Origin of the sequence: Undibacterium sp. TC4M20W (assembly GCF_049340245.1) — a bacterium.
GTDB lineage: Bacteria > Pseudomonadota > Gammaproteobacteria > Burkholderiales > Burkholderiaceae_D > Undibacterium.
Genome location: NZ_JBMPPI010000027.1, coordinates 42,417 through 65,057, shown reverse-complemented (window position 1 = coordinate 65,057; position 22,641 = coordinate 42,417). Strand labels below are relative to the sequence as shown.

The 22,641-nt window shown below is 50.1% G+C and carries 21 protein-coding genes; 3 read left to right on the top strand and 18 right to left on the bottom strand.

Translation table 11 applies throughout. From position 1 onward, the window contains the following. Positions 1-16 precede the first annotated feature (16 nt). The 18 genes from ACO0LL_RS24125 to ACO0LL_RS24040 all read right to left on the bottom strand — a co-directional run bounded on the left by ACO0LL_RS24125 (position 17) and on the right by ACO0LL_RS24040 (position 18,207). Positions 17-1,726: a methyl-accepting chemotaxis protein gene (locus ACO0LL_RS24125; RefSeq protein ID WP_422953372.1), complete on the bottom strand. Its 1,710-nt coding sequence runs from the start codon at positions 1,724-1,726 to the stop codon at positions 17-19. 51 nt (positions 1,727-1,777) lie between these two features. Continuing rightward, on the bottom strand, positions 1,778-2,275 hold the full coding sequence (locus ACO0LL_RS24120; protein ID WP_422953353.1) for a chemotaxis protein CheW: 498 nt from the start codon (positions 2,273-2,275) through the stop codon (positions 1,778-1,780). A gap of 317 nt (positions 2,276-2,592) precedes the next feature. Then, on the bottom strand, positions 2,593-3,213 hold the full coding sequence (locus ACO0LL_RS24115) for an ANTAR domain-containing response regulator (protein ID WP_422953352.1): 621 nt from the start codon (positions 3,211-3,213) through the stop codon (positions 2,593-2,595). A 249-nt stretch (positions 3,214-3,462) separates the two neighbouring features. Continuing rightward, positions 3,463-4,620: a DesA family fatty acid desaturase gene (locus tag ACO0LL_RS24110; RefSeq protein WP_422953371.1), complete on the bottom strand. Its 1,158-nt coding sequence runs from the start codon at positions 4,618-4,620 to the stop codon at positions 3,463-3,465. 191 nt (positions 4,621-4,811) lie between these two features. After that, positions 4,812-6,110: a mechanosensitive ion channel family protein gene (locus tag ACO0LL_RS24105; RefSeq protein ID WP_422953351.1), complete on the bottom strand. Its 1,299-nt coding sequence runs from the start codon at positions 6,108-6,110 to the stop codon at positions 4,812-4,814. A gap of 81 nt (positions 6,111-6,191) precedes the next feature. Next, positions 6,192-7,502, bottom strand: coding sequence for an RsmB/NOP family class I SAM-dependent RNA methyltransferase (locus ACO0LL_RS24100; RefSeq protein ID WP_422953350.1), 1,311 nt, complete (start codon positions 7,500-7,502; stop codon positions 6,192-6,194). Between the two features lie 152 nt (positions 7,503-7,654). Then, a complete protein-coding gene (gene purN, locus ACO0LL_RS24095) occupies positions 7,655-8,260 on the bottom strand; it encodes a phosphoribosylglycinamide formyltransferase (protein WP_422953349.1) in 606 nt (201 codons plus the stop codon). Between the two features lie 100 nt (positions 8,261-8,360). After that, positions 8,361-8,759 (bottom strand): barstar family protein, encoded by a 399-nt coding sequence (locus ACO0LL_RS24090; RefSeq protein ID WP_422953370.1) that lies wholly within the window; start codon positions 8,757-8,759, stop codon positions 8,361-8,363. A 26-nt stretch (positions 8,760-8,785) separates the two neighbouring features. Further along, complete coding sequence (locus ACO0LL_RS24085; RefSeq protein WP_422953348.1) at positions 8,786-9,163, bottom strand: ribonuclease domain-containing protein; 378 nt, start codon at positions 9,161-9,163, stop codon at positions 8,786-8,788. Positions 9,164-9,311: 148 nt separating this feature from the next. Then, entirely contained in the window at positions 9,312-10,526 is a 1,215-nt protein-coding gene (locus tag ACO0LL_RS24080; RefSeq protein WP_422953347.1) for a patatin-like phospholipase family protein, read from the bottom strand. Between the two features lie 268 nt (positions 10,527-10,794). Further along, the gene (locus tag ACO0LL_RS24075; RefSeq protein WP_422953346.1) at positions 10,795-11,553 is read right to left on the bottom strand and encodes a 3-hydroxyacyl-CoA dehydrogenase; all 759 of its coding nucleotides are present in this window, start codon (positions 11,551-11,553) and stop codon (positions 10,795-10,797) included. 192 nt (positions 11,554-11,745) lie between these two features. Beyond that, on the bottom strand, positions 11,746-13,965 hold the full coding sequence (locus ACO0LL_RS24070; protein WP_422953345.1) for a sodium-translocating pyrophosphatase: 2,220 nt from the start codon (positions 13,963-13,965) through the stop codon (positions 11,746-11,748). Positions 13,966-14,203: 238 nt separating this feature from the next. Continuing rightward, positions 14,204-14,860, bottom strand: a complete 657-nt coding sequence (adk, locus tag ACO0LL_RS24065) for an adenylate kinase (protein WP_422953344.1) — start codon at positions 14,858-14,860, stop codon at positions 14,204-14,206. A 197-nt stretch (positions 14,861-15,057) separates the two neighbouring features. Then, a complete protein-coding gene (gene kdsB / locus ACO0LL_RS24060) occupies positions 15,058-15,816 on the bottom strand; it encodes a 3-deoxy-manno-octulosonate cytidylyltransferase (protein WP_422953343.1) in 759 nt (252 codons plus the stop codon). A gap of 5 nt (positions 15,817-15,821) precedes the next feature. Then, positions 15,822-16,016, bottom strand: a complete 195-nt coding sequence (locus ACO0LL_RS24055) for a Trm112 family protein (RefSeq protein ID WP_162040499.1) — start codon at positions 16,014-16,016, stop codon at positions 15,822-15,824. After that, positions 15,997-17,037 carry a tetraacyldisaccharide 4'-kinase gene (gene lpxK, locus ACO0LL_RS24050; protein ID WP_422953342.1) on the bottom strand — a complete coding sequence of 347 codons (1,041 nt, stop codon included), beginning with the start codon at positions 17,035-17,037 and terminating at the stop codon, positions 15,997-15,999. The genes ACO0LL_RS24055 and lpxK overlap by 20 nt, the downstream gene beginning before the upstream one ends. A gap of 118 nt (positions 17,038-17,155) precedes the next feature. Next, the gene (locus ACO0LL_RS24045; RefSeq protein ID WP_422953341.1) at positions 17,156-17,599 is read right to left on the bottom strand and encodes an ExbD/TolR family protein; all 444 of its coding nucleotides are present in this window, start codon (positions 17,597-17,599) and stop codon (positions 17,156-17,158) included. A gap of 2 nt (positions 17,600-17,601) precedes the next feature. Further along, a complete protein-coding gene (locus ACO0LL_RS24040) occupies positions 17,602-18,207 on the bottom strand; it encodes a MotA/TolQ/ExbB proton channel family protein (protein ID WP_422953340.1) in 606 nt (201 codons plus the stop codon). 1,220 nt (positions 18,208-19,427) lie between these two features. On the opposite strand from ACO0LL_RS24040, the gene xseA reads away from it, so the two are divergent. From xseA to ACO0LL_RS24025, 3 genes are all read left to right on the top strand, one after another. After that, positions 19,428-20,789, top strand: a complete 1,362-nt coding sequence (gene xseA / locus ACO0LL_RS24035; RefSeq protein WP_422953339.1) for an exodeoxyribonuclease VII large subunit — start codon at positions 19,428-19,430, stop codon at positions 20,787-20,789. 187 nt (positions 20,790-20,976) lie between these two features. Then, positions 20,977-21,555 carry a superoxide dismutase [Fe] gene (sodB, locus tag ACO0LL_RS24030; protein ID WP_422953338.1) on the top strand — a complete coding sequence of 193 codons (579 nt, stop codon included), beginning with the start codon at positions 20,977-20,979 and terminating at the stop codon, positions 21,553-21,555. A gap of 193 nt (positions 21,556-21,748) precedes the next feature. Then, the gene (locus ACO0LL_RS24025) at positions 21,749-22,621 is read left to right on the top strand and encodes a DMT family transporter (protein ID WP_422953337.1); all 873 of its coding nucleotides are present in this window, start codon (positions 21,749-21,751) and stop codon (positions 22,619-22,621) included. The last annotated feature ends 20 nt before the right edge of the window (positions 22,622-22,641 follow it).

The window sequence follows — 22,641 nt, the reverse complement described above, 5'->3', positions numbered from 1 at the left end:
CTATGCGAATATTGGATCAGAATTCTGCCCACTCCTCTGTCTTGATACCAGCAGCTACAAAGAGTCTCCTGGGTGAAGGGGTCACAGCCTGTACTTTAGTCGTTTTGCCAATCTTATCCAGGCGATTTATCTTAACAGTACTGACATTCTTCGATTCCTGTTGGTTTTTGATGATGGTCGATACACTGGACACACCAGCGTCCAATTTAAAAACACTGACAAGTTGGGCCAAGTGCGCTGCCTGGTCTTGCATGGTGCTGGCCGCAGCAGCAGCCTCCTCGACTAATGCAGCATTTTGCTGAGTCACCGTATCCATTTCTGTCACAGCTTGGTTGATCTGCCCGATTCCCTGCTCTTGCTCATGACTTGCTGCACTGATTTCCTCCATGATGTCAGTAACATTGCGGACCCTGGCCAGTATGTCTTCCATGGTTGCACCCGCTTGCAAAACTTGTTTGCTACCGGCATCTACTTTGCCAACAGTATCATTGATCAATATTTTGATTTCTTTGGCGGCACTGGCTGAGCGGTGAGCCAGATTACGGACTTCTGAAGCAACAACTGCAAAACCACGCCCTTGCTCTCCGGCCCGCGCTGCCTCTACCGCAGCATTCAGTGCAAGTATGTTGGTCTGGAAGGCAATGCCATCAATAACACTGATGATATCAACTATCTTTTTAGAAGCATCACTGATGGATTCCATGGTGAGAACGACGTCCGATACAACTTGCCCGCCTTTAATCGCTGTATCAGAAGCAGTTTTCGCCAATTGGTTAGCTTGTCGCGCATTTTCCGAATTCTGTTTAACGGTTGATGTCAGCTCCTCCAGAGATGCGGCTGTTTCTTCTAATGAACTGGCTTGTTGTTCTGTACGAGAAGACAGATCCAGATTGCCGTTCGCGATTTCGCCAGACGCATTTGCTATCGTATCTGTACCAGTACGGACATTACTGACAATGCTCAGCAAGCCTTGATTCATGTCAAACAATGCCTGCAACAACTGACCCGTTTCATCTTTGTTTGTCACTATGATGCGGCTGCTCAAATCACCATCTGCAACTTTGCGGGCAATCACAACGGCCTCTCCCAATGGACGGGTAATGCTGCGCGAAGAGAAGTAAGCCAATAAAATGCTGATGATGCTTGCTACTGTAGCGAGTGCCAAAATCATGAGTCTTGTGCTGGAAGCCTGTTGCTCAGTTTCTTCCGCCGTTGCAGCCATAAGTGCAGATTGAAATTCTATGAGTTTTTCCATGGAATCCATGAATTCTCTCTGTGCGGGCCTCGCCTGAGTATACAAAAGCTCTAATGCATGGTCCTTTTCTCCCTTGCGAGTCAAAGTCAGGAAGCTATTAAGTAAAGGAGTAAATTTCTCTTTTGCAGTAATTGAGACCAGGAGTAATTCCCTGCCCTTACTGGTACGGATGCCTTTATCCAGCGAGTTTATGGATTTGTTGATGATGCCCGTGCTCTCGTCGATGTTGGCATATTCTTTTTCTAGTGCGGAAGCATCGGTCATGAGCAGGATATTGCGCATGTTTCTGGCGACTTCATTCAACTCATCCTTGATCGTCTGGGCCAGCACGATTTTAGGGTAACGGTCATTGGACATCATGTCAATATCAGTGCTCAACTGAGTTACACGGACAAATGACAAACCGGCGAGGACAAGCAGCAAGCCGATGATCACACTGAAACTCAGGCCTAGCTTGTGAGCAATTTTCATATTCTTGAAGTTCATTTTCATTCCTTTAGACGGTATAAGTCACAGTAGCGATTAATTAATCAAAGCACTGGTCAGCAATGCCTGTTCGTTGGCAAGTAAATGGTCGATGTCGATCAAAATCAGCATTCGCTGATCTACCGTACCTATGCCCAATAAATAAGTAGATGCATCTGCGACGTCATGATGCGGAATCTGACGTATATCGTCGCTGGTCAGGGTCACTACATCGGCAACCCTATCAACAACGATGCCGACTACGCGGTCTGTTAAATGAAGAATAATGACGACGGTAAATTCGTTATAGACTGCTTGACCAAACTTGAATCTGATACGCATATCAATGATGGGAACGATAATCCCGCGGAGATTAATAACTCCTTTCAAATAATCAGGTGTATTTGCTACTGTCGTTGTGATTTCATAATTGCGAATTTCCTGTATCTTATGAATATCGATACCGAACTCTTCGGCACCAAGGCCAAAGCAAAGAAATTCTTTGTGTGGGCAATTCACATTTGCTGTGTCCTGCTGGATGATATTGGTGAACATATCTGCTCCTTTCGATCTGCCCGCGTTTATAAGTGCGGGACAAAACAAGATTCGAGTTGACGCCTGGACAATTCGCCAGCGAAAGACAAGAAACTATACGATTAGGGAAGACGGCGGTTCTGGGCCGGTGAAACCGACAATATGTCGCGGTAGAGTGGCGACAACAGACGGTATTTGATGTGACGTCCCATAACGGGGGATTGGTTATGGGGCAGACGCTACAACTTCAAGTAGCAACGCCTGAGCAGAATAATAAACGAAAATTTCCATCAGGCAATCAAGAGAAACAAGATTTAACCATCTCTGCTGACCTTAATTTACTTTCCGCTAAACAAGTTTCTAAATTGATTAATCGTTTCCTCTGCCTGCAATAGCTCAACAGCCACTTCATGAATGGGTCTGCGATTAGAGCGGGCATAGTTGCGCAACACATCGAAAGCAACTTGCCGGTTGGATTGAAACTTGGCCACCAACAAACCTACAGCCATGCTGGTTTCTCGCCCGGAAGCCAAAGCAGAAGTAAGGTTGACCTCATTTTTCTTCAATTTTTTGATTTCATTGGCGCGCGCAAGACTTGCCTCAACCGTAGGGACGATATTTAGCACATCGACTGGCTTGACCATATAGCCTACTGCACCGTACTCAACCGCCTGCTTAACGATATCACTGTCTGAAGTGGCGGACAAAAACATGAATGGTATGGATGTCTCCGTACGCAGTCGATCAGCCAGATCAAGCCCCGACATGCCAGGCATGTTAATGTCAAGCAGGGCAATATCTGGTTCCTGCATGAGGATGACATTCAAGGCATCTTCACCACATTGAGCCTGGATAATTTCATATCCCGCTTTCTCAAGAATTTTACTCAGCAATGTGAGAGTGACCTGATCATCATCAACAAGCAGCACCCTGCTTTTTATATTGACACTGGCAATCATACAAAACCTTTTCTGCTATCAGGAAACTAGCATTAATGTCAGACAATTCAGGACAAGCGCGAAAACCATAGCTTCACTTTACCAACAATCATATGATCAGAAAACAATTTGTTGGCCATATCCAGATTTACATTGAGCCACAACAATCTTTACTCATTGTTCAATCGCTAGCATCACCTAAAAAATTCATTCCTCATGACGGAGAAAAACAAAACGGCACCGAAGTGCCGTTTTTTTAACATGACGCTATCAGGCGTAAGTGCGTAACCTCAGGGAGAATTCACGCAGAGTCTGGATACCAGATGCCTCTGCACGTACGCACCAGTCCTGCAATTGCTGTACCAGTTGCTCACGGCTGACGGTAGAACGTTCCCAGATCAGGCCCAGTTCCACGCGCATATCATGCATGGTTTTCAGTGCCAGGCTATGCGCCAGTACTTCAGACAATTGCTGTTGCTGCGGTGCTTCAAGTTTGGTTGGTTCACGCTGCAATAATTTTTTGGTCGATTTCAGCATCTGCGCTTCGAACATGGCTTTTTCACGCAGGCTGGCGACTTCTTCGCTCCAGGCGCGGCGCAGGGACTTGGTGTATTTGGCCATGACGTCATAACGGTTGGTGATCACGGCTTGCAGTGTTTCCAGATCGACGACGGTCTTGATTTCCTTGAACTTGGGTTCAGGAGCGACTTTCTTGACCTTGGCCAGACCAACGATCTCCATGCTGCGGATATACAGCCAGCCTATGTCGAACTCATACCATTTGGACGACAATTTTGCAGATGTACCAAATGTATGGTGATTGTTATGCAGTTCTTCACCGCCAATCAAAATACCGATAGGCAGGATATTGCGTGAGGCATCGGTGCAATCGTAATTGCGATAACCCCAGTAATGACCAATGCCGTTGATGATGCCCGCGGCAGTCACCGGTATCCACAACATCTGTACAGCCCATACTGTGACGCCAACAACACCAAACAGCATGAAGTCGATAATCAGCATCAGGGCCACGCCTTGCCAGCTAAAGCGGGTATATACATTGCGCTCCATCCAGTCATCTGGTGTGCCATGGCCATACTTTTCCATGGTTTCCAGGTTCTTGGATTCTGCACGATACAGTTCTGCGCCTTCGAGCAAGACTTTTTTGATACCACGCGTTACCGGGCTATGCGGATCTTCTTCAGTTTCGCACTTGGCATGATGTTTGCGGTGAATCGCAGCCCATTCCTTGGTCACCTGTCCAGTGGTCAACCACAACCAAAAGCGGAAGAAATGGCTGGGGATCGCATGCAACTCCAGGGCGCGGTGGGCCTGGCAGCGGTGCAGGAATATGGTCACACTGGCAATCGTTATATGCGTCACGACCATCGTGAAGATAAATACCTGCCAGGCTGTCGCACGGGTCATGCCGTTGGACAGAAAATCAACTACTGTATCGATAAAAGTGCTCAAAATGACATGTACTCCATTGTTATTGACGGCATCTTGGTTGATTTCGCAAAAACGCCATCAACTTTTTTCATTATAGACATCGGACGGCATTGTACGCGGTTTTAGAGGTATTCACCCAATTCTAGAACTAATATTATTGCCTTGCCTCAAGTTTCTTTAGCTGGACTGTTAATTAAAGTCACAACCCGCTGACCATAGGGCAAATTCACCTGATGCTCTTGCAAAACCTGCCACAAAGCAAGATTCACGGCAGACATGACGCTGGAACGACCATTTTCAGGATCGGCAATCCAGAACCCTACCCGCAGCTCAAAGCCATCTGCCCCAAACTTCAGCAAATAGGCGGCAGGCGCTGGGTCTTTGCAAACTCGCTCGACAGTTGCGGCAGCCTGACCAAGGGTGGGCATGATTTTTCCGAGGTCGGTTTCGTAGCCGACTGTCATGTCAGTCCACATGGCGACCGTCCTGTCACTGAGGGAATAATTCTGCACCGGTGAAGACACCAGCATCTCATTCGGTATGACAGCTTCGCCACCATCGGTTCCCTGCAAGACGGTATAGCGGGTATTGATTTGCGTAACCCGCCCGCTATATTTATCGACAGTGATCATGTCGCCTATGGACATGCTGCGGTCAAGCAGGATGATGAAACCGGATACATAACTGCTGGTGATTTTTTGCAAACCAAAACCCAGCCCCACACCGAGAGCACCACCAAAGACAGACAGCACTGTCAGGTCTATGCCAACCAGAGTCAGGCTGATGAGTATCGCCAGCAAGATGAATACTGCCTTGCTTACCCTCGACAAGACAACTTTTAGCGAAGTATGCGCATTCGGCAACTTCATCAGGCGCGTTTCTAGCGCAGCACTGGCCCACATGGCGACGACCAGGGTAACCACGACCGAGGCCACGGCTTGCAGTATGGTCAGCAGAGATACCTTGTTTTTACCTAAAGGCAGGGAAGCCTCATCGAGGGCCGTGAACAACTCCAGGCCCAGACCGGTAAAATGCAGAACAACACCCAGCCAGACCAGGCTGGCAAACAGCTTTTCAAAGACGGCGAGGAAATTACCTATATAGCCATCACGTGCAAAGGTTTGCCGCACGACATACAGCGCAAAGCGTATCAGTGCCAGTGAACCTATGATGGGAAACAACAGGGACAGCAAATGCGTATGCTGCCATTTGCCTAAAATCATTTTTGCGATCAGGATAAAAATCAGCGCCAGAGTTGGCGAGAGTACGCGGGTAAAACTTTCCACACCCAGTTTCACCACGCCAGAATCGCTGTCTTTGGCGGTAAAACTGCGCCTGAGCGCACGCGACAATGCCCAGGCGAGGCTAAAACAAAGAGCAACCACCCCAACTTGCCAGTAAAAATCAGGCTGGCCCAGATCCTTGGATAAATCAGACAACAAACTGGCAAGTAAAGGTGTGCTCATAGGCGGTGCTTATTGTGCTTATTGTGCGTGCTTTTCGTACGTGCTTATCGTGCGCTCGGAGACTTGAAGTGAATGGCGGTATTAATCTTCTGCTTCCGCATCTGGCGCGGGCGCTTCTGGAGCAACTTTGGCTGGCGCTTTTTTACGCTCCAGTATCGCTGCAAAGAAACCGTCAGTCTGGTGCAGGTGAGGATAGAGCTTCAGATAGTCGCCCATTTCCAGATCCACTTTTTGCTCAGCCAACACTTGAGAAGCTGGCACCAATGCATAATCAGCATGCTCAGCCAGGAAAGCCTGGACTATGCCTTCATTTTCTTCATCCAGAATACTGCAGGTTGCATATACCAGACGGCCACCTGGCTTGACCATGCGCGCAGCACTGGCCAGGATGGAAGCCTGTTTGACATTCAACTCTGCCACACCTTCTGGCGTCTGACGCCATTTGACATCAGGATTACGGCGCAAGGTACCCAGACCACTACAAGGTGCATCGACCAGTACTCGGTCCAATTTGCCTGCCAGACGTTTGATCTTGGCATCTTTTTCATGCGCGATAACGACAGGATGTACATTCGACAAACCACTGCGTGCCATACGTGGCTTGAGTTTAGCCAGGCGTTTTTCAGAAATATCAAAAGCGTACAAACGGCCAGTGTTACGCATCAATGCACCCAGAGCCAGGGTCTTGCCACCGGCACCGGCGCAGAAATCTGCCACCATTTCACCGCGCTTGGCACCAACCAATTGGGCCAGCAACTGACTACCTTCATCCTGCACTTCTATCGTGCCGTCTTTGAATAAAGGCAGATTCTGGATCGATGGTTTTTTGCGTACGCGCAAACCCGTGCTTGAATATGGCGTAGGCTCAGCGATGATAGGTGCCTGTGCCAGTGTGGTGATAACGGTGTCGCGATCACCTTTGATGGTGTTGACGCGCAAATCCAGCGGTGCCGGAGTGTTGAGCGACATGGCCAGCGCCAGGGCATCTTCTTCACCAAAGCGTTCCAGCAATTTTGTCCAAAGCCATTCTGGCAAATTGGCCTTCATCATCAAAGGCAGGTGCGTGCGGTCAATTTCCATGACGCGCTGCAGCCAGGCAGTTTCATCTTCTGTCAAACCACCCAGGGAATCGACACCAACCGCATCAGCCAGACCCAGCAGGCTCAGGCGGCGCATAGGTGAACCTATGCCAGACTCAGAAAAATTGGTATAGACCGCTTTATTGCGCAGCAAGCCGTATACAGCCTCCGCAACTACGCCACGTTCACGTGAACCCAGGCGCGGGTGATCACGGAAATAACGCGACAAAGTGCCATCTGCCGGGCCGGTAAAACGCAAAATCTCACGTAATACTTCTTCGGTATTGACGAGTATGGCTGGAGGTAATCTCATGCTGCTTCCTTCTAATATGCTGATATGGCCCGGACGGGCCCTGTTACTATTTTTTTGCTAGGTAATACGGATGGCAAACCGCGCAAGCGATTTTGCTGATACTGGTTAATCAAGCTTCTTATTTCTGACTATCCAGCTTGTTATCCAGCTTGTTAATTACTGATATGAACACGATTGCCATCGATACGCAATTTGCCTTCAACAAATTGCAAGACGGCACGCGGATAAATCTGGTGTTCTTGTTCGAGTACACGGTGTGACAGAGTGTCTTCATTATCATCGTCAAGCACAGGCACAACTGCCTGGGCGACGATGGGGCCATGATCCAGTTCGGCAGTCACAAAGTGCACGGTCACACCATGCACTTTAACACCCGCATCTATGGCTTGCTGATGCGTTGCCAGACCGACAAAACTTGGTAGTAGCGATGGATGGATATTCAACATCCTGCCTGCATAGTGTTCGACAAAGCCTGCCGTCAGTATGCGCATGAAACCAGCCAAAACGACCAGGTCAGGTGCGAATTCATCTATCTTTGCCTGCAAGGCGGCATCAAATACATCACGCGTGGCAAATTGCTTGCTGACTACTACGGCAGTTGGAATACCGCGACTAGCGGCATATTCCAGGCCACCTGCATCGGCACGGTTGCTGATAACGGCAGCGATTTGCGCTGGCCATTGCTGTTTTGCGGCAGCTTCAACGATGGCTTGCATATTGCTGCCACGACCAGAAATGAGGATAACAATCTTTTTCATGGCGGCATTGTACCGCTGACAGGGGTCTAGCCCCAAATAAAAATGCCGATAATTACTTACCGGCACCTATTATACAGGCCCTTAAAATACCATTAAAAAACTATTCGAAGGAGTAAAACACCCTGAAAGCGACTTTTCTGTCGGCCCAAAAATCGGCTGCGTCGCGGAACACGTCAAGCAGGGTCTCACGTGCTTCCTTGTCAAATTTTTGCGTATTTGGCAATTGTTCAAGCACGATCAAAAAGCCGGGCTGCGGTCCCGCCTTGTAAATCATATCAGTCAGGCAATCTGACAATGCATCCAGGTTGCGGCACATGGGCTTGGGAAAACCAAAAGACAGCGCAATCTTGCCCAATACCTGTTGCTTGGTCACTGCCTCAAGGCAATAGGCATACAGAAAATGCTGGCCCAGCTTGGCTGCCTCAGCCTGTAAATCCGGCACACGGAAAGCACGTATCGATTGCACCACATTTGGTGCTACCGTTGCCAACAATTCTATTTCTCCCTCGGTTGCTGAGATCATATTTACTCTTTAATTCTGCGAAAACTCTCGTAATGGTCTTCCGTGTAATAGTATTCACCCGAAGTTTGCGGGTCTGCTCCGGCAATAATGCGGCGCACGCCACGGTTGCGGGCACGCGGGGTCTTTACCGTATATTCATGATAGTAACCACGCTTTTGCTTTGGCAATCTGGATTCATAATTGCCAAACACAACGCCATCCTTGTCATAAGGAAATGGGCCACCCTGCTTGATGAGCGTCAGCGTCGTCTGTGCCTCTTTAGGCAATTCGGCAAGCGCCACCTGAGCAACACCATTTGGGCCTTTGGCGAAGCTGGTTGCAGCCAGCAAAGCAAGCGTCAGGAATACCAGCCATTTTTTAAAAAATGTTGGATTTATCATTATTTTGTCTATCCGCACACGCTTAAACAGCGCATAGAGTAACGGTTTGTCGATGATGAATCAACCATTGTTGCAGATGTTACAATGTATTAACTCATGCGCCTGTCACATTTCCGACAACATGCCTTAAGGCAATGTTGCGTTGAAATCAAACTAATCGCGCTGACGTGCGTACCTTTGTATCAACCCCAAAGAAGTGCAAGACATCATCCACCCTGGCGCGGGTATCACGTCGCCCGAGTGCAATCAATTCTTTGGTGTAGGTTGATTCAAATAGCAGATAAGAGGCCAACGCCGAACCGCGCGCCTCGGTAGCGCCTATGCCGCCCAGCATGGTGCGCACAGGTAAAGGCAGGCTGTTGGTATGACGGCTGGCAATTTCGTCCAGCCGTTCTGAAGGAGCGATGACAAGAAGATCGACTGGCCGCAGCGGGGTTTTTTCCAGTAATTCTGGTGGCAACATCGACAAGGTCTTGTTAATGCGCATCAGCCTTTCTATATCCACAGCCAGGCTGTCAAGAAAAATGCTGGACAAGGCATGACCGGCAATTTGCGCCAGACTGGGATAACGTGCGACTTCGGTATTGACGCTAGGCGGCTCAGTCAGACGACCAGCACCGACAATCAGCACTTTTTGCGCACCCAGATGGATGGCTGGTGATATCGGCGCCAGCTGACGCATGGAACCATCGCCACAATATTCCATACGCCCGCCCCAGTTCAGCGGCACGGCAGGAAAAATAAAAGGAATGGCAGCGGATGCCAGCAAATGCTGGACGCCGATAAAATCACGTTGCGCCAGACGCTGGCTCCTGACCCAGGGCTCAATGTCTGCGAGGGTCTGGTAAAAAGTCAGATGCTGTCCAGCAGTATATGAAGAAGCTGTCACTGCCAGTGCATGCAGACTGCCATTGCTGAATGCCGCATCCAGACTACTCAGATCCAGCATGCGGCTGAGCAGCGCTTCCAGCGGAGAATTATCCAGCAGCGAGTTGGGGGGTGCTTTACGCCATTTGTTCAACAGCCAGCCAAACGACCATAATGTCAGCCAGCGCGCGCCGCTACGCATGACACCAAGAGAGTCAGCACGATAGACTTGCGCCGCCTCAAAATTTTCCCAGATATGCAGCATGCGCCCGACTGCATCAGCAAAATTATCAGCCCCGCAAGCCAGCGAGGTAGCATTGATCGCCCCTGCCGAGGTACCACAGATAATACCGAAAGGATTACTGGCAGGATGCCAGCCAGACTCCACCAGAATAGTCGAAATCTCATGCAGCACCCCAACCTGATAGGCCGCACGCGCCCCACCACCCGTCAAGATCAATCCTGTTCCCGCATTATTACTCGTTTGTGTAGGCATAAAAAAAGGGCAAATCCAGATTTGCCCTAGTGTAGTAGCCCCCTAGCAATTTGTCATGCTGCACGGCACAGTGAAGGATTCATGCTCTGCAAATACAACAGCAATTCCAGATGCACCGCAGCTTTCTTATGTCAGATTACTAAAGTCGCGTGAAGCGTTGAGAAAGCGTAGCGAGCGACGCTAGTTTTGGTTGAGAAGCGCAATCGTACTTTAGTACGATGAGCATCGCCGACCAAAAATCGCGCCGCGCAGTAGCTTTATCAACACTTCACTTGGGTTGCATGCGAATGGCGCCGTCTAAACGGATAGTCTCACCATTCAACATCACATTCTCAATAATCGCCTTGGCCAGATTCGCATACTCATCCGGCTTACCAAGGCGCGGAGGAAACGGTACCATTTTGCCCAGTGCATCCTGCACTTCTTGCGGCATGCCCAGCAGCATAGGCGTCTCGAAAATGCCAGGAGCAATCGTCATGACACGGATGCCGTTGCGCGACAAGTCACGTGCCATAGGCAGGGTCAGGCCAACGACTGCTGCCTTGGAAGAAGCATAAGCTGCCTGACCAATCTGGCCATCATAAGCAGCGACGGATGCTGTATTGATGATGATACCGCGTTCACCATGCTCTGCAGCTTCGGTCTTGCCCATGGCATCTGCTGCCAGACGGCACATATTGAAAGTACCGATGAGGTTGATATTGACCACGCGCTGGAATACGTCCAGTGGATGCGGGCCATCTTTACCGACTGTCTTGATCGCAGGAGCAACACCGGCGCAATTGACCAGGCCGCGCAGCGTACCCAGAGTGGCAGCCGCCTCGACGACTGCTTTGCCATCGGCCTCGGAAGTCACATCACATTTGACAAACTTGCCACCCAACTCAGCCGCCAGCGCCTCACCTGCTTCTACCTGCACATCAGCCAGCACGACCTTGCCACCATTGGCAACGATCATTCTTGCTGTAGCTGCACCGAGGCCGGAAGCGCCACCAGTAATAATAAATACATGATTTTGAATTTGCATGTTTGTCTCTCCAAGTTTAAAGATGAAGTGGGAATGAACAGTATTGAATCCGCTGCGCAATGCCGCTTACGTTTACGTTAACGTTATATAGCCCTATTGTAGCGAATAATTGTACGAAGCTAAAAATAAAAAAAAGTGGCAGCAAAAATTGCCACCACTTTTCATCCCACCAATCAAACCCTGCAAAAACAATTATTTGCTGGCAGGTGTTGCTTCTTGCATAGGTGGCGGCTCTGGCACTACCATAGAGGCAGATACTGAGGCGGACGCTGTTGGCACCAATACAGGCACGGATGCTGAAGCAGATGCCGCCGGCGCTGCTGACTGCACTACCGGCATCGTCGGTGTGACATGCTTGGCAACTTCATTCGTGCCAACCGCAGGCAAGATAGGCACAAGCAGCAGAGCGACGATATTGATGATCTTGATCAGAGGGTTAATGGCAGGGCCAGCGGTATCCTTGTACGGGTCACCGACAGTATCACCAGTCACGGCGGCCTTGTGCGCTTCCGATCCCTTGCCACCAAAATGACCATCTTCTATATATTTCTTGGCATTGTCCCAGGCACCGCCACCAGTCGTCATGGAGATAGCGACAAACAAACCTGTCACGATAGTCCCCATCAACAAACCACCAAGCGCCGCTGGCCCGAGCAACAGGCCAACCAAGATGGGGACGATGACAGGCAGGAGTGAAGGAATGATCATTTCCTTGATCGCTGATGTCGTCAGCATATCGACAGCCTTGTCATACTCTGGCTTGCCTGTGCCATCCATGATGCCCTTGATTTCCTTGAACTGGCGGCGCACTTCTACCACCACGGCACCGGCAGCACGGCCCACGGCCTCCATCGCCATTGCACCGAACAGATAAGGAATCAGACCACCAATAAACAGGCCGACAATGACTTGCGGATTCGACAAATCAAACGAAGTACTCTTGCCAACTGAATCCAGCGCGTGGGTGTAATCAGCGAACAGCACCAGCGCAGCCAGACCGGCTGAGCCAATTGCATAACCCTTGGTGACTGCCTTGGTAGTGTTACCAACAGCATCCAGCGGATCAGTAATGGCACGCACAGAGGCTGGCATTTCCGACATTTCAGCAATGCCACCGGCGTTGTCAGTAATAGGACCATAAGCATCGAGCGCAACGATAATCCCCGCCATGGACAGCATGGAAGTTGCCGCAATCGCGATGCCGTACAAGCCAGCAAGATTGAATGACACCAGTATGGCGACACACACCGCCAGCACGGGCCAGGCAGTCGATTTCATTGAAACACCGAGGCCTGCGATGATGTTGGTACCGTGACCAGTAGTCGATGCCTCAGCCACATGCTGCACGGGTTTGAAGTCTGTGCCTGTGTAATATTCAGTGATATATACCATCAGGCCGGTGAGCACGATACCGACCAGGGCCGAGCCCATCATCTTCATGCGCATCGCCTCATCAGGCCAGACTTGCCAGGTGACGACGGCAAAACCGACCAGCGACAAGCCTGCCGCCCACCACAAACCTGTATAAAGGGCAGACATGATTTTCTTGCCGGGCTTGGCTTTGACCATGGAGCAGCCAACGATGGATGCCAGGATGGAAACCGCACCGAGCAATAAAGGATAAACAATCGCTTCGGTCACATTGGCGGTAATCACCAGCGCACCCAGCAACATGGTAGCGATCAGGGTCACAACATAGGTTTCAAACAAGTCAGCCGCCATACCGGCGCAGTCGCCAACATTGTCCCCGACATTATCAGCAATCACAGCGGGATTGCGCGGGTCGTCTTCAGGGATGCCGGCCTCGACCTTGCCGACCAGATCAGCACCAACGTCAGCGCCTTTGGTAAAGATGCCGCCACCAAGACGGGCAAAAATGGAAATCAGCGAAGCACCAAAGGCCAGACCTATCAGGGGTTTGATGACATCGTGCTGCGTCAGGGTGCTACCGGCAGCGTTCATGACCAATACCCAGTAGAAGATCGTCACACCGAGCAAACCAAGGCCAACGACCAGCATGCCAGTGATAGCACCGCCACGGAAAGCCACATCCAGCGCCTCATTCATACCCTTGGTTGCAGCCTGCGCAGTTCTCACATTTGCCCTGACCGACACATTCATGCCGATGAAGCCGCAGGCACCCGACAAGACTGCACCAATCAGGAAACCGACGGCAGTAATCAGACCCAGGCCAGGGATAGCGGCAACGGCGATGAACAGCACCACGCCAACGATGGCAATGGTGCGGTACTGCCGTGCGAGATAGGCGGCTGCGCCTTGTTGAATGGCAGCGGCAATTTCCTGCATACGCGCATTACCGGCATCCTGCTTCAGGATCCAGCTGCGCGATATCAAACCATATAGTACGGCGATGACGCCACATGCGATGACAAACCACAGACTTGCTGTCATGTTGACTCCTCCAATGTTATGGGCATGTTGGCCTTGTGGGCACATGCATTTTTTTAACGACAAAGTGAAACAACGACAATTCTTCATTTTCCAGACCCTGATGCCAGACTGCCTTGCATCAAGTGACAAAAATGAATCCTGCACACTGCGAAACTTTTACGTAGCCCATATTTTTGGAGAAATCTGGCTGGGGCTTAGCCATAAAAAAAGCGGACACTGCAGTCCGCTTTTTACTTACTTATTCGGACAGCGCCGCAAATGCACTGTCGCGGATGGACTCTACCGGTCCGACACCAGCGATCTTGCGATATTTTGGAGCACCTGGTTTGCCAGATTTAGCCCAGTCGCCATAGTAAGACAATAGCACTTCAGTTTGTTCGTGATACACAGACAAACGTTTCTTGACGGTTTCTTCCTTGTCGTCAGGACGTTGCACCAGTTCTTCACCAGTCACATCATCCTTGCCTTCAACTTTTGGTGGGTTGAATTTGACATGGTAAGTACGGCCAGAACCTGGATGAACACGACGGCCACTCATGCGGTCGATGATAGCTTCATCCGGTACATTGATTTCAAGTACATAGTCTATCGTCACGCCAGCATCTTTCATCGCATCCGCTTGTGGCGTGGTGCGGGGGAAACCGTCGAACAGATAACCATTGGCGCAATCCGGCTGTGTCAGCCTGTCTTTGACCAGACCGATGATGATGTCATCAGATACCAGTCCACCGGTATCCATGACTTTTTTTGCTTCCAGACCCAAAGACGTACCCGCAGCAATAGCGGCGCGTAACATATCGCCAGTAGAGATTTGAGGAATGTTGTATTTTTCTTTGATATACGTGGCTTGTGTACCCTTGCCGGCTCCCGGCGCTCCCAACAAAATAAGACGCATGTTAAATTTCCTAAGACGAGTTTGAATTTTTTTACTTGTATTATCAAATCATGCCCGGCAGTAATTTCATTGCAGGCACGGCTCTTTTTTGCTTTTCTTCTTTTAGCTTGATAACACAGTTTCTTTTCACGAAACTTACCACAATTTTCGCAATTCTTGATGCTTTGCCACGAAAACTTGGGGTTTTGCCCGTTTTTTTATTTCTTATTTATAAAAAATTGCCGGACACGTTCCAGATCTTCTGCCGTATCCACCCCTAGTGCAGGGCTGGAAGCAGTTACATGAACCGCAATCGCATAGCCGTGCCACAAAACCCGCAGTTGCTCCAATGCCTCAATTTGTTCCAATGGAGAAACAGCGAGTTGCGGATATTTTTTTAAAAAATCGTTGCGGTAGGCATACAAACCTATATGACGCAGCGGTGTATAGGCTGGCGGGAACTGCTCGCGGCTGATGGCAAATCCATCCCTGTGCCAGGGTATGGTGGCGCGTGAAAAATACAGTGCGCGGCCATGCTTGTCCAATACCACCTTGACGACATTGGGATTAAAACCATCTTCCACAGCATGGATAGGATGGGCTGCAGTCGCCATCGGCACATCAGCATTCACCAGCGCTGCAGTAGCGGCAATCAAAGCCGGATCTATCAGTGGTTCATCACCCTGCACATTGACGACAACTGCGTCGTCAGCCAGGTTCATGCTGGCGGCAACTTCGGCTATGCGGTCAGTGCCTGATGGATGGTCTGCCCGCGTCATGCATACCGGCACACCATGGGCATTACAGGCTGCCACGATATCGGCATGATCGGTGGCCACCATGATGGCACTGGCACCAGACAATAATGCCTGCTCAGCCGTACGCACTACCATGGGTTTGCCGCCTATGTCTGCCAGCGGTTTATTGGCCAAACGGCTAGAGGCCAGCCGGGCCGGAATAATAGCGATAAAACTCATAAAACTTATGCCTTGGGTCTGGCATCAAGTTCTTCATTCGTCAGCGCGCGCGCCTGATCTGCCCACATGATGGGGATATCGTCGCGTATCTGGTAAGCCAGTTTATCGCCATAGCAAATCAATTCCTGACTGGCTTTTTGATAGACCAATTGTCCTTTGCACAAAGGGCAAACCAACACATCAAGCAGACGTGCGTCCATGTTTTTTCTCCGAAATCATTTGTATCAGGGATGCGGCAAAAGCTGCATCAAGTTGAGCTTCGACTGGCACTACCCAGATGCGGGTATCGTCCAGTAAAGCCGGGATTTGCCTACATTTTACTGCATCCTTTTCGGTAATCAGGATGCAATCAGCATCAACGCCTTCAAAACTCTGTGCATCAAAGGCATGATGATCAGGAAAAGCCCTGGTCTGGCATGGCAAACCCTGCATTGCCAGCATATTGAAAAATCGTTGCGGGTTACCTATGCCAGCCGCTGCCAGCAAACGCTGCCCTGCGAATCCGGCCAGTGGCTTGCATTGCGTATCATCAGACAAACGATAAGCCTGACCTGCCAACAACTGCATGCGCACGGTGTCTGCTGGCATCCTCGGCGGAAATACTGCGTCCGGCGCTGGCATATTGCAGATAGTAAAATCACGCCGCCTTTCCACAGGTTCACGCAAAGGCCCGGCTGGCAAGAGCCAGCCATTGCCAGCGCCACGCTGGTCAAACAGCACGAGTTCAACATCACGGCCCAGGGCGTAATGCTGCAAACCATCGTCAGCAATAATGACATCGACTTGCGGATTGGCTGCAAGCACGCAACGCGCCACGGCAACGCGGTCACGCCCCACAGCTACCGGGCATGCTGCCCTGGCAGCAATCAATACTGGCTCATCACCAACCTGCTGCGGCTGTGAAGTAGCATCCAGCAAAATTACGCTCTCGGCATGCACGCCATACCCACGCGAGATAACAGCCGGATGCCAGCCTGCAAGCTTTAATTGCTGCACCAGCCAGATCACCAGCGGTGTCTTGCCGGTACCGCCGATAAAGATATTGCCAACTACGACCACAGGTACGGGTAATTTGGTTTGCGCTTTGTAGCCCATGACAAACAAACCAAAACGGAAAGTGACAATGAGCTGGAATAGCCTGGATACTGGCCACAGCAAGCAAGCCAGCAGCCCGCGCTTTTGCCAGGTACTCAATAAGACTTTTTCCAATACTGCCAGCATGTCGCTCTCTTGTTTTTTTATAGCTGTTTTCTACAAAAAGAAACCGGGGAGTTACACTCCCCGGTTTCTTGCCAGCTCCTGAAGTACTACTCTACTTACAAGCTGGTCATTTCATACTTTACTTCGCAGTAGCCTGGGCCGCAAACGTGACCTTGGCCATGCCAGCAATACGTGCAGCTTCCAGCACATCGATCACAGACTGATGGCTGGTCGCACGGTCAGCATTGATGATGATCACAGGATCAGGCTGCGTACCAGTTTTGCCAGCTTCCAGCGCTGCTACCGCTTTTTTCAAATCTTCTGCCAGGGTCAAGGTGTCAAGGAAAGACACGGCCTGGTTATTGATCTTGTAGCGACCCTGAGCATCAATACCGATATCTATCTGATTCGGTTTGTCCTGGGCTTTTTCTGCGTCAGCGGTCGGCAAGGTGATCTGCAGCTCGGTGAAACGGCTATACGTCGTCGTCACCATCAAGAAAATCAGGATCACCAGCAAGACGTCGATAAACGGGATCAGGTTGATCTCTGGCTCTTCCCTGCCCCTTCCTTTACGAAAATTCATGACTACTTCCTGGAGCTATGGACGACATCAACAAACTTGATTGCCTGTTGTTCCATATCGACGACGATGCTATCAACAAGCGCGCGGAAATGACGCCAGAACACCATTGCAGGCATGGCGATCATCAAACCAAAGCCAGTGTTATACAAGGCCACGGAAATACCATGCGCCAGTTGCGCCGGATTGGCACCAGTTGCATTTTGCGAACCGAAAATTTCTATCATACCGACGACAGTACCAAACAGGCCCATCAAAGGCGCCAGAGAAGCAATCGTGCCCAAAGTAGTCAGGAAACGCTCAAGTTCATGAGCAACAGCACTGCCCGCTTCTTCTATGGATTCTTTCATGACTTCACGCGGCGCATTCACATTGCGCAAACCTGCTGCCAGTACTTTGCCCAAAGGAGAGTTACCTGCCAGTTGCTCTATGACTTCTGGCTTGACCTTGCCTGCCTGATAAACACGTATGACTTCATCGACCAGAGTGGGTGGCAAAATGCGGCTACGGCGCAAAGAAAGGCTGCGTTCTATGATTAAAGCCAGCGCTATAACTGAGGCAATCAATAAAAAATAAATTGGCCAGCCCGCGGCGCGAATGATATCGAACAAATTAACTCCTTGAAGGTTCCTAAATCCAAGCCCGCAATGTAGCGCGTTGTCTGCCTGCGGGCAAGAGTGCAAAGCAAAAAACTAGGCACAAAATGTTTCAAAGCATAATTTTCAACAAAAAGCATAAAGCTCGCTTTCATCACAACAACATATTGTGTTTGAAAATATTCACTGTTTTACACAAAATCTGTGCGCAAGCTTGTGGATAAGTACAGCGATTCTGCCTAAGCCCATGATTTATTTCATTTTTTTTACTGTGCCAAAGATTTAGGCACAGCGATTTTGTGGATAAAACAGCATTTTTTCCATTTTAGCCTCGTCTTTTCTACACATAATTTGTGGACAAGTATGTGCAAAAGTCTTGCACATGCTGACAAGTGACTGATTTAAAAGCAAATTATTGTACTGCCAATATTTTAGGCAAACATCCAATCTGAGGCATTTTTGCACAAATTTTCATCATAAAAATGTGAGCAGGAAAATGCTATGCGTTTTGCACAAAATATGTGGACAACATTGTGCATTACCGCAAATAAATGCTACAAGTCACTGATTTTTAATTGTTAATATATCCTGCCAGAAAAACAGGCAAGCAACAGTTTTTCAGCGTAACAACGCTTTTTCCACAGAAAAATTAACATTAAAGCAAATATGCGCGATGCAGATTTGCTTTAATCCGGGCTTTTGCACAAAATATGTGGACAACTATGTGAAAAAGTATAGGGTATGTAACTAAGTCACTGATTTTAATCATTCTTTTATTCACGCCTAAAAAAGTGGCAAACTCTAATTATTCACAGGCAGGTTCAAAATATTGTCTTTACTATCATTTTCTCCATGAATTACACTTTATTCTGCACAAAATATGTGGACAAGCTTGTGTAAAAGCGCAGGGAAAGGCACTAAGTACTTGATTTTAAAAAAGATTACTGCAGTGCAAATATTTTAGGCAAAACGCCTGAGCACACTGGAAAATAAAGTTTTCAACAGCTTAACCACAATTTCTGTGGATAAGTTTGTGCACAAGCTGCTTGATGCAGCGCAATGTCCTTGATTTGAAAGGGAATTTTCATTTTGCCTCATTCTTTTGCAGATTGATTTTTATTAAAAATCAAAGACTTAGATAGTAAACTTTCATTTCTTTTGACATCTCAGAGGCAAAATGACATGCTGATGACCATTCCACGCTTCTGTGGACAGATTTTCCGCTGCCGAGCTTTATGAATCCTGAATCGCCTTACGCCACTCCAGTAAACACGCCCCCCGTGATGACAGTTACGGCGCTGAATCAGGCCGTTGCTCAGCTTTTGGAACGCAACCTGCCATTGACCTGGGTTTCTGGCGAGATTTCCAACTTTACCCGCGCCGCGTCTGGACATTGGTACTTCACATTAAAAGACAGTGGTGCTCAGGTCAGGGCAGTGATGTTCCGTGGCCGCGCGCAATATGCAGACTTCCAGCCCAGGGAAGGCGACAAGGTAGAATTACGCGCCCTGGTCACCCTGTACGCACCGCGCGGCGATTATCAGTTGAGTGTAGAGGCCATACGCCGCGCCGGCGTTGGCAATTTATATGAAGCATTCTTGCGCCTGAAAGCGCAACTGACACAGGAAGGCTTGTTTGACGCTGAACGCAAGCGCCCCTTGCCCACCTTTGTCAAAACCATAGGCATAGTCACCAGCCCGCAGGCTGCCGCCCTGCGCGACATACTGACCGCGTTGCACAGGCGTGCGCCACACGTCAACGTCATCCTCTACCCTACCCCAGTACAAGGCGAAGGCGCAGGCATGAAGATCGCCCAGGCAATAGCCTCTGCCGCTGCCCGCGAAGAATGCGATATCTTGCTGGTCTGCCGTGGCGGTGGCAGTATGGAAGACCTGTGGGCCTTTAATGAAGAAGTCGTCGCCCGCACCATCGTCAATTGCCCCATGCCCGTAATTGCCGGCATAGGCCATGAAACTGACTTTACCATCGCCGATTTTGCCGCCGACTTGCGTGCTGCCACACCTACCGCCGCCGCCGAGCTGGCAGCCACGCCCAGGGATGCCTGGCTACAGTTATTACAGCGCCAGGCGCAAATACTCAGCCGTTGCATGCACAGACAACTGGATGACCAGGCCCAGACCCTGGACTGGCAAAGCCGCCGCCTGCTCAGCCCCAGCGCTGCCATTGCCGCCAGACGACTGCAACTGGCAAACCTGGCCCGCAACCTCAACCACAGCGCCAGCCTGCCAGTACGCCAGGCGCGGCATGAGCTAAGGCAACTGACCCTGAGCTGGCAAACACACAGGCCCGACCTTAGCAAACCCAGACTGCTGCTGGCCGACATGCAAAGACGCCTGCAGCAAGCGGCCAGACACGTCCGTGAAGGCCAGCAACAGCAGTTGTCTGCCCTGCGCAGCCAACTCGAGCTGCTGAACCCGCAACGCACCCTGGAGCGCGGCTACGCCATCCTCAGCGACCACAAAGGCAAGGCGTTGCGCAATACATCTGAACTAAAACCGCAATCGCTGATACAAGTCAGGCTGGCATCAGGTACCGCTGAAGTTGGTATCAGCAGCGTGCAAACCAAACTCGACTGATGCACACTTCTGATGCACACTTAAGCCGAACTACGCAGTTTTCCCTCGTTCTGTCGCAATCATCATTTTGCGCATATACATAGAATTTGTATAAGGTCGCGTGCACGCTTTTGCACAAAAGCTTACAATGCTGGTCTGGCTTTTCCGGATTGCCGGAAATGATGAACTCACGATAAAAGGACACGATATGGAACATACCTTACCGGCACTGCCTTATGCACTGGATGCTTTGGCTCCACATATCTCCCAGGAGACTCTGGAATATCACTATGGCAAGCATCATCAAACCTATGTGACCAATCTGAACAACCTGATCAAGGGTACAGAATTTGAAAACTCCACACTGGAAGAAATCGTCAAGAAATCTTCTGGCGGCATTTTCAATAACTCCGCACAGATCTGGAACCACACTTTCTACTGGAATGGCCTGAAACCTAACGGCGGCGGCGCACCTAGCGGCAAACTGGCAGATGCCATCAATGCCAAATGGGGTTCTTTCGATGCATTCAAAGAAGCTTTCACCAAGTCTTGCGTGGGCAACTTCGGTTCCTCCTGGACATGGCTGGTTAAAAAAGCCGACGGCACACTGGATATCGTCAACACATCCAATGCAGCAACACCACTGACAACAGAAGACACACCATTGCTGACTTGCGATCTGTGGGAACACGCTTACTACATCGACTACCGCAATGCACGTCCAAAATACCTGGAAGCATTCTGGGCACTGGTCAACTGGGAATTTGCAACAGCAAACCTGGGCTGAGCCAGCTTGTCATGATGCCAGCCGCATCATGACATAAGCATGACATATACATCACAGATGAAAAAAACCTGCGCTTGCATCAGCACCGCAGGTTTTTTTTCATCCATCATTCAAGCTGTTTATGCGAAGATCATGGCTCAAATGAGCGCCAGGAATTTTCCCCTATGCTCTATCGCCTTACTCTTTGAACAGCATGCAAACCAAAGCCTCTCCTTTATTACGCTTTCTCCCCGCCATCTTCATTTTCATCTGGGCATCCGGTTATGTCGTCGCTAAATACGGCCTGCCCTATGCCGAACCGCTGACGTTTTTATGTCTGCGTTATCTGGGCGTGATCATCTTCATGCTGATACTGGCGCTGACCATGCGCGCGCCCTGGCCTGAACGCCGCTTCTGGCTGCCGATAGCTGTCGCAGGCATCATGATGCAGGCCATGTACCTCGGCGGTATCTGGTGTGCGGTCAAGCTGGGCATGCCAGCTGGCGTCGCCGCACTCATCGCCAACACTCAGCCCATCTTTACTGCATTCCTCGGCCCCATCATCGGTGAGCGCATCTATGGCAAACAATGGGCAGGACTGGCGCTTGGTATTTGTGGCGTAGCGCTGGTGGTCGCCAACAAAATCTCTGTCATCGGCTTGTCCGTCAGCAGCGTGGCGCTGGCCGTCATGGCATTGACGGCAATGACCATAGGCACGCTGTACCAGAAAAAAACCTGCCCCAGTTTTGATGTCAGAACCGGGCAAGTCATACAGTTTGTTGCATCTTTATTGGTGACGCTGCCATTCGCACTGACGCTGGAAACCCAGACCATCATCTGGACACCACAGTTCTTTGCTGCCATGGCCTGGTCAGTATTTGTATTGTCTGGCGTTGGTATCTCGGTACTGTTCATCATGATACGGCATGGCGAGGCAACCAAGGTCACCAGCTATATGTACCTGGTGCCAGCAGTCACAGCCGCCATGGCCTGGCTGATGTTTGGCGAGAAGCTGACGATGACAGCGATACTGGGCATGGTGATTGCGCTGGCGGGTGTAGCGCTGGTGGTCAGACCATCAAGGTGAAATGCAGGGCTTGCGCTTAT

Coding starts and splice junctions, on each gene's coding strand:
- ACO0LL_RS24125 (WP_422953372.1), bottom strand. CDS start 1,726: ATGAAAATTGCTCACAAGCTAGGCCTGAGTTTCAGTGTGATCATCGGC.
- ACO0LL_RS24120 (WP_422953353.1), bottom strand. CDS start 2,275: ATGTTCACCAATATCATCCAGCAGGACACAGCAAATGTGAATTGCCCA.
- ACO0LL_RS24115 (WP_422953352.1), bottom strand. CDS start 3,213: ATGATTGCCAGTGTCAATATAAAAAGCAGGGTGCTGCTTGTTGATGAT.
- ACO0LL_RS24110 (WP_422953371.1), bottom strand. CDS start 4,620: ATGACCCGTGCGACAGCCTGGCAGGTATTTATCTTCACGATGGTCGTG.
- ACO0LL_RS24105 (WP_422953351.1), bottom strand. CDS start 6,110: ATGAGCACACCTTTACTTGCCAGTTTGTTGTCTGATTTATCCAAGGAT.
- ACO0LL_RS24100 (WP_422953350.1), bottom strand. CDS start 7,502: ATGAGATTACCTCCAGCCATACTCGTCAATACCGAAGAAGTATTACGT.
- purN (WP_422953349.1), bottom strand. CDS start 8,260: ATGAAAAAGATTGTTATCCTCATTTCTGGTCGTGGCAGCAATATGCAA.
- ACO0LL_RS24085 (WP_422953348.1), bottom strand. CDS start 9,163: ATGATAAATCCAACATTTTTTAAAAAATGGCTGGTATTCCTGACGCTT.
- ACO0LL_RS24080 (WP_422953347.1), bottom strand. CDS start 10,526: ATGCCTACACAAACGAGTAATAATGCGGGAACAGGATTGATCTTGACG.
- ACO0LL_RS24075 (WP_422953346.1), bottom strand. CDS start 11,553: ATGCAAATTCAAAATCATGTATTTATTATTACTGGTGGCGCTTCCGGC.
- ACO0LL_RS24070 (WP_422953345.1), bottom strand. CDS start 13,965: ATGACAGCAAGTCTGTGGTTTGTCATCGCATGTGGCGTCATCGCCGTA.
- adk (WP_422953344.1), bottom strand. CDS start 14,860: ATGCGTCTTATTTTGTTGGGAGCGCCGGGAGCCGGCAAGGGTACACAA.
- kdsB (WP_422953343.1), bottom strand. CDS start 15,816: ATGAGTTTTATCGCTATTATTCCGGCCCGGCTGGCCTCTAGCCGTTTG.
- ACO0LL_RS24055 (WP_162040499.1), bottom strand. CDS start 16,016: ATGGACGCACGTCTGCTTGATGTGTTGGTTTGCCCTTTGTGCAAAGGA.
- lpxK (WP_422953342.1), bottom strand. CDS start 17,037: ATGCTGGCAGTATTGGAAAAAGTCTTATTGAGTACCTGGCAAAAGCGC.
- ACO0LL_RS24045 (WP_422953341.1), bottom strand. CDS start 17,599: ATGAATTTTCGTAAAGGAAGGGGCAGGGAAGAGCCAGAGATCAACCTG.
- xseA (WP_422953339.1), top strand. CDS start 19,428: ATGAATCCTGAATCGCCTTACGCCACTCCAGTAAACACGCCCCCCGTG.
- sodB (WP_422953338.1), top strand. CDS start 20,977: ATGGAACATACCTTACCGGCACTGCCTTATGCACTGGATGCTTTGGCT.
- ACO0LL_RS24025 (WP_422953337.1), top strand. CDS start 21,749: ATGCAAACCAAAGCCTCTCCTTTATTACGCTTTCTCCCCGCCATCTTC.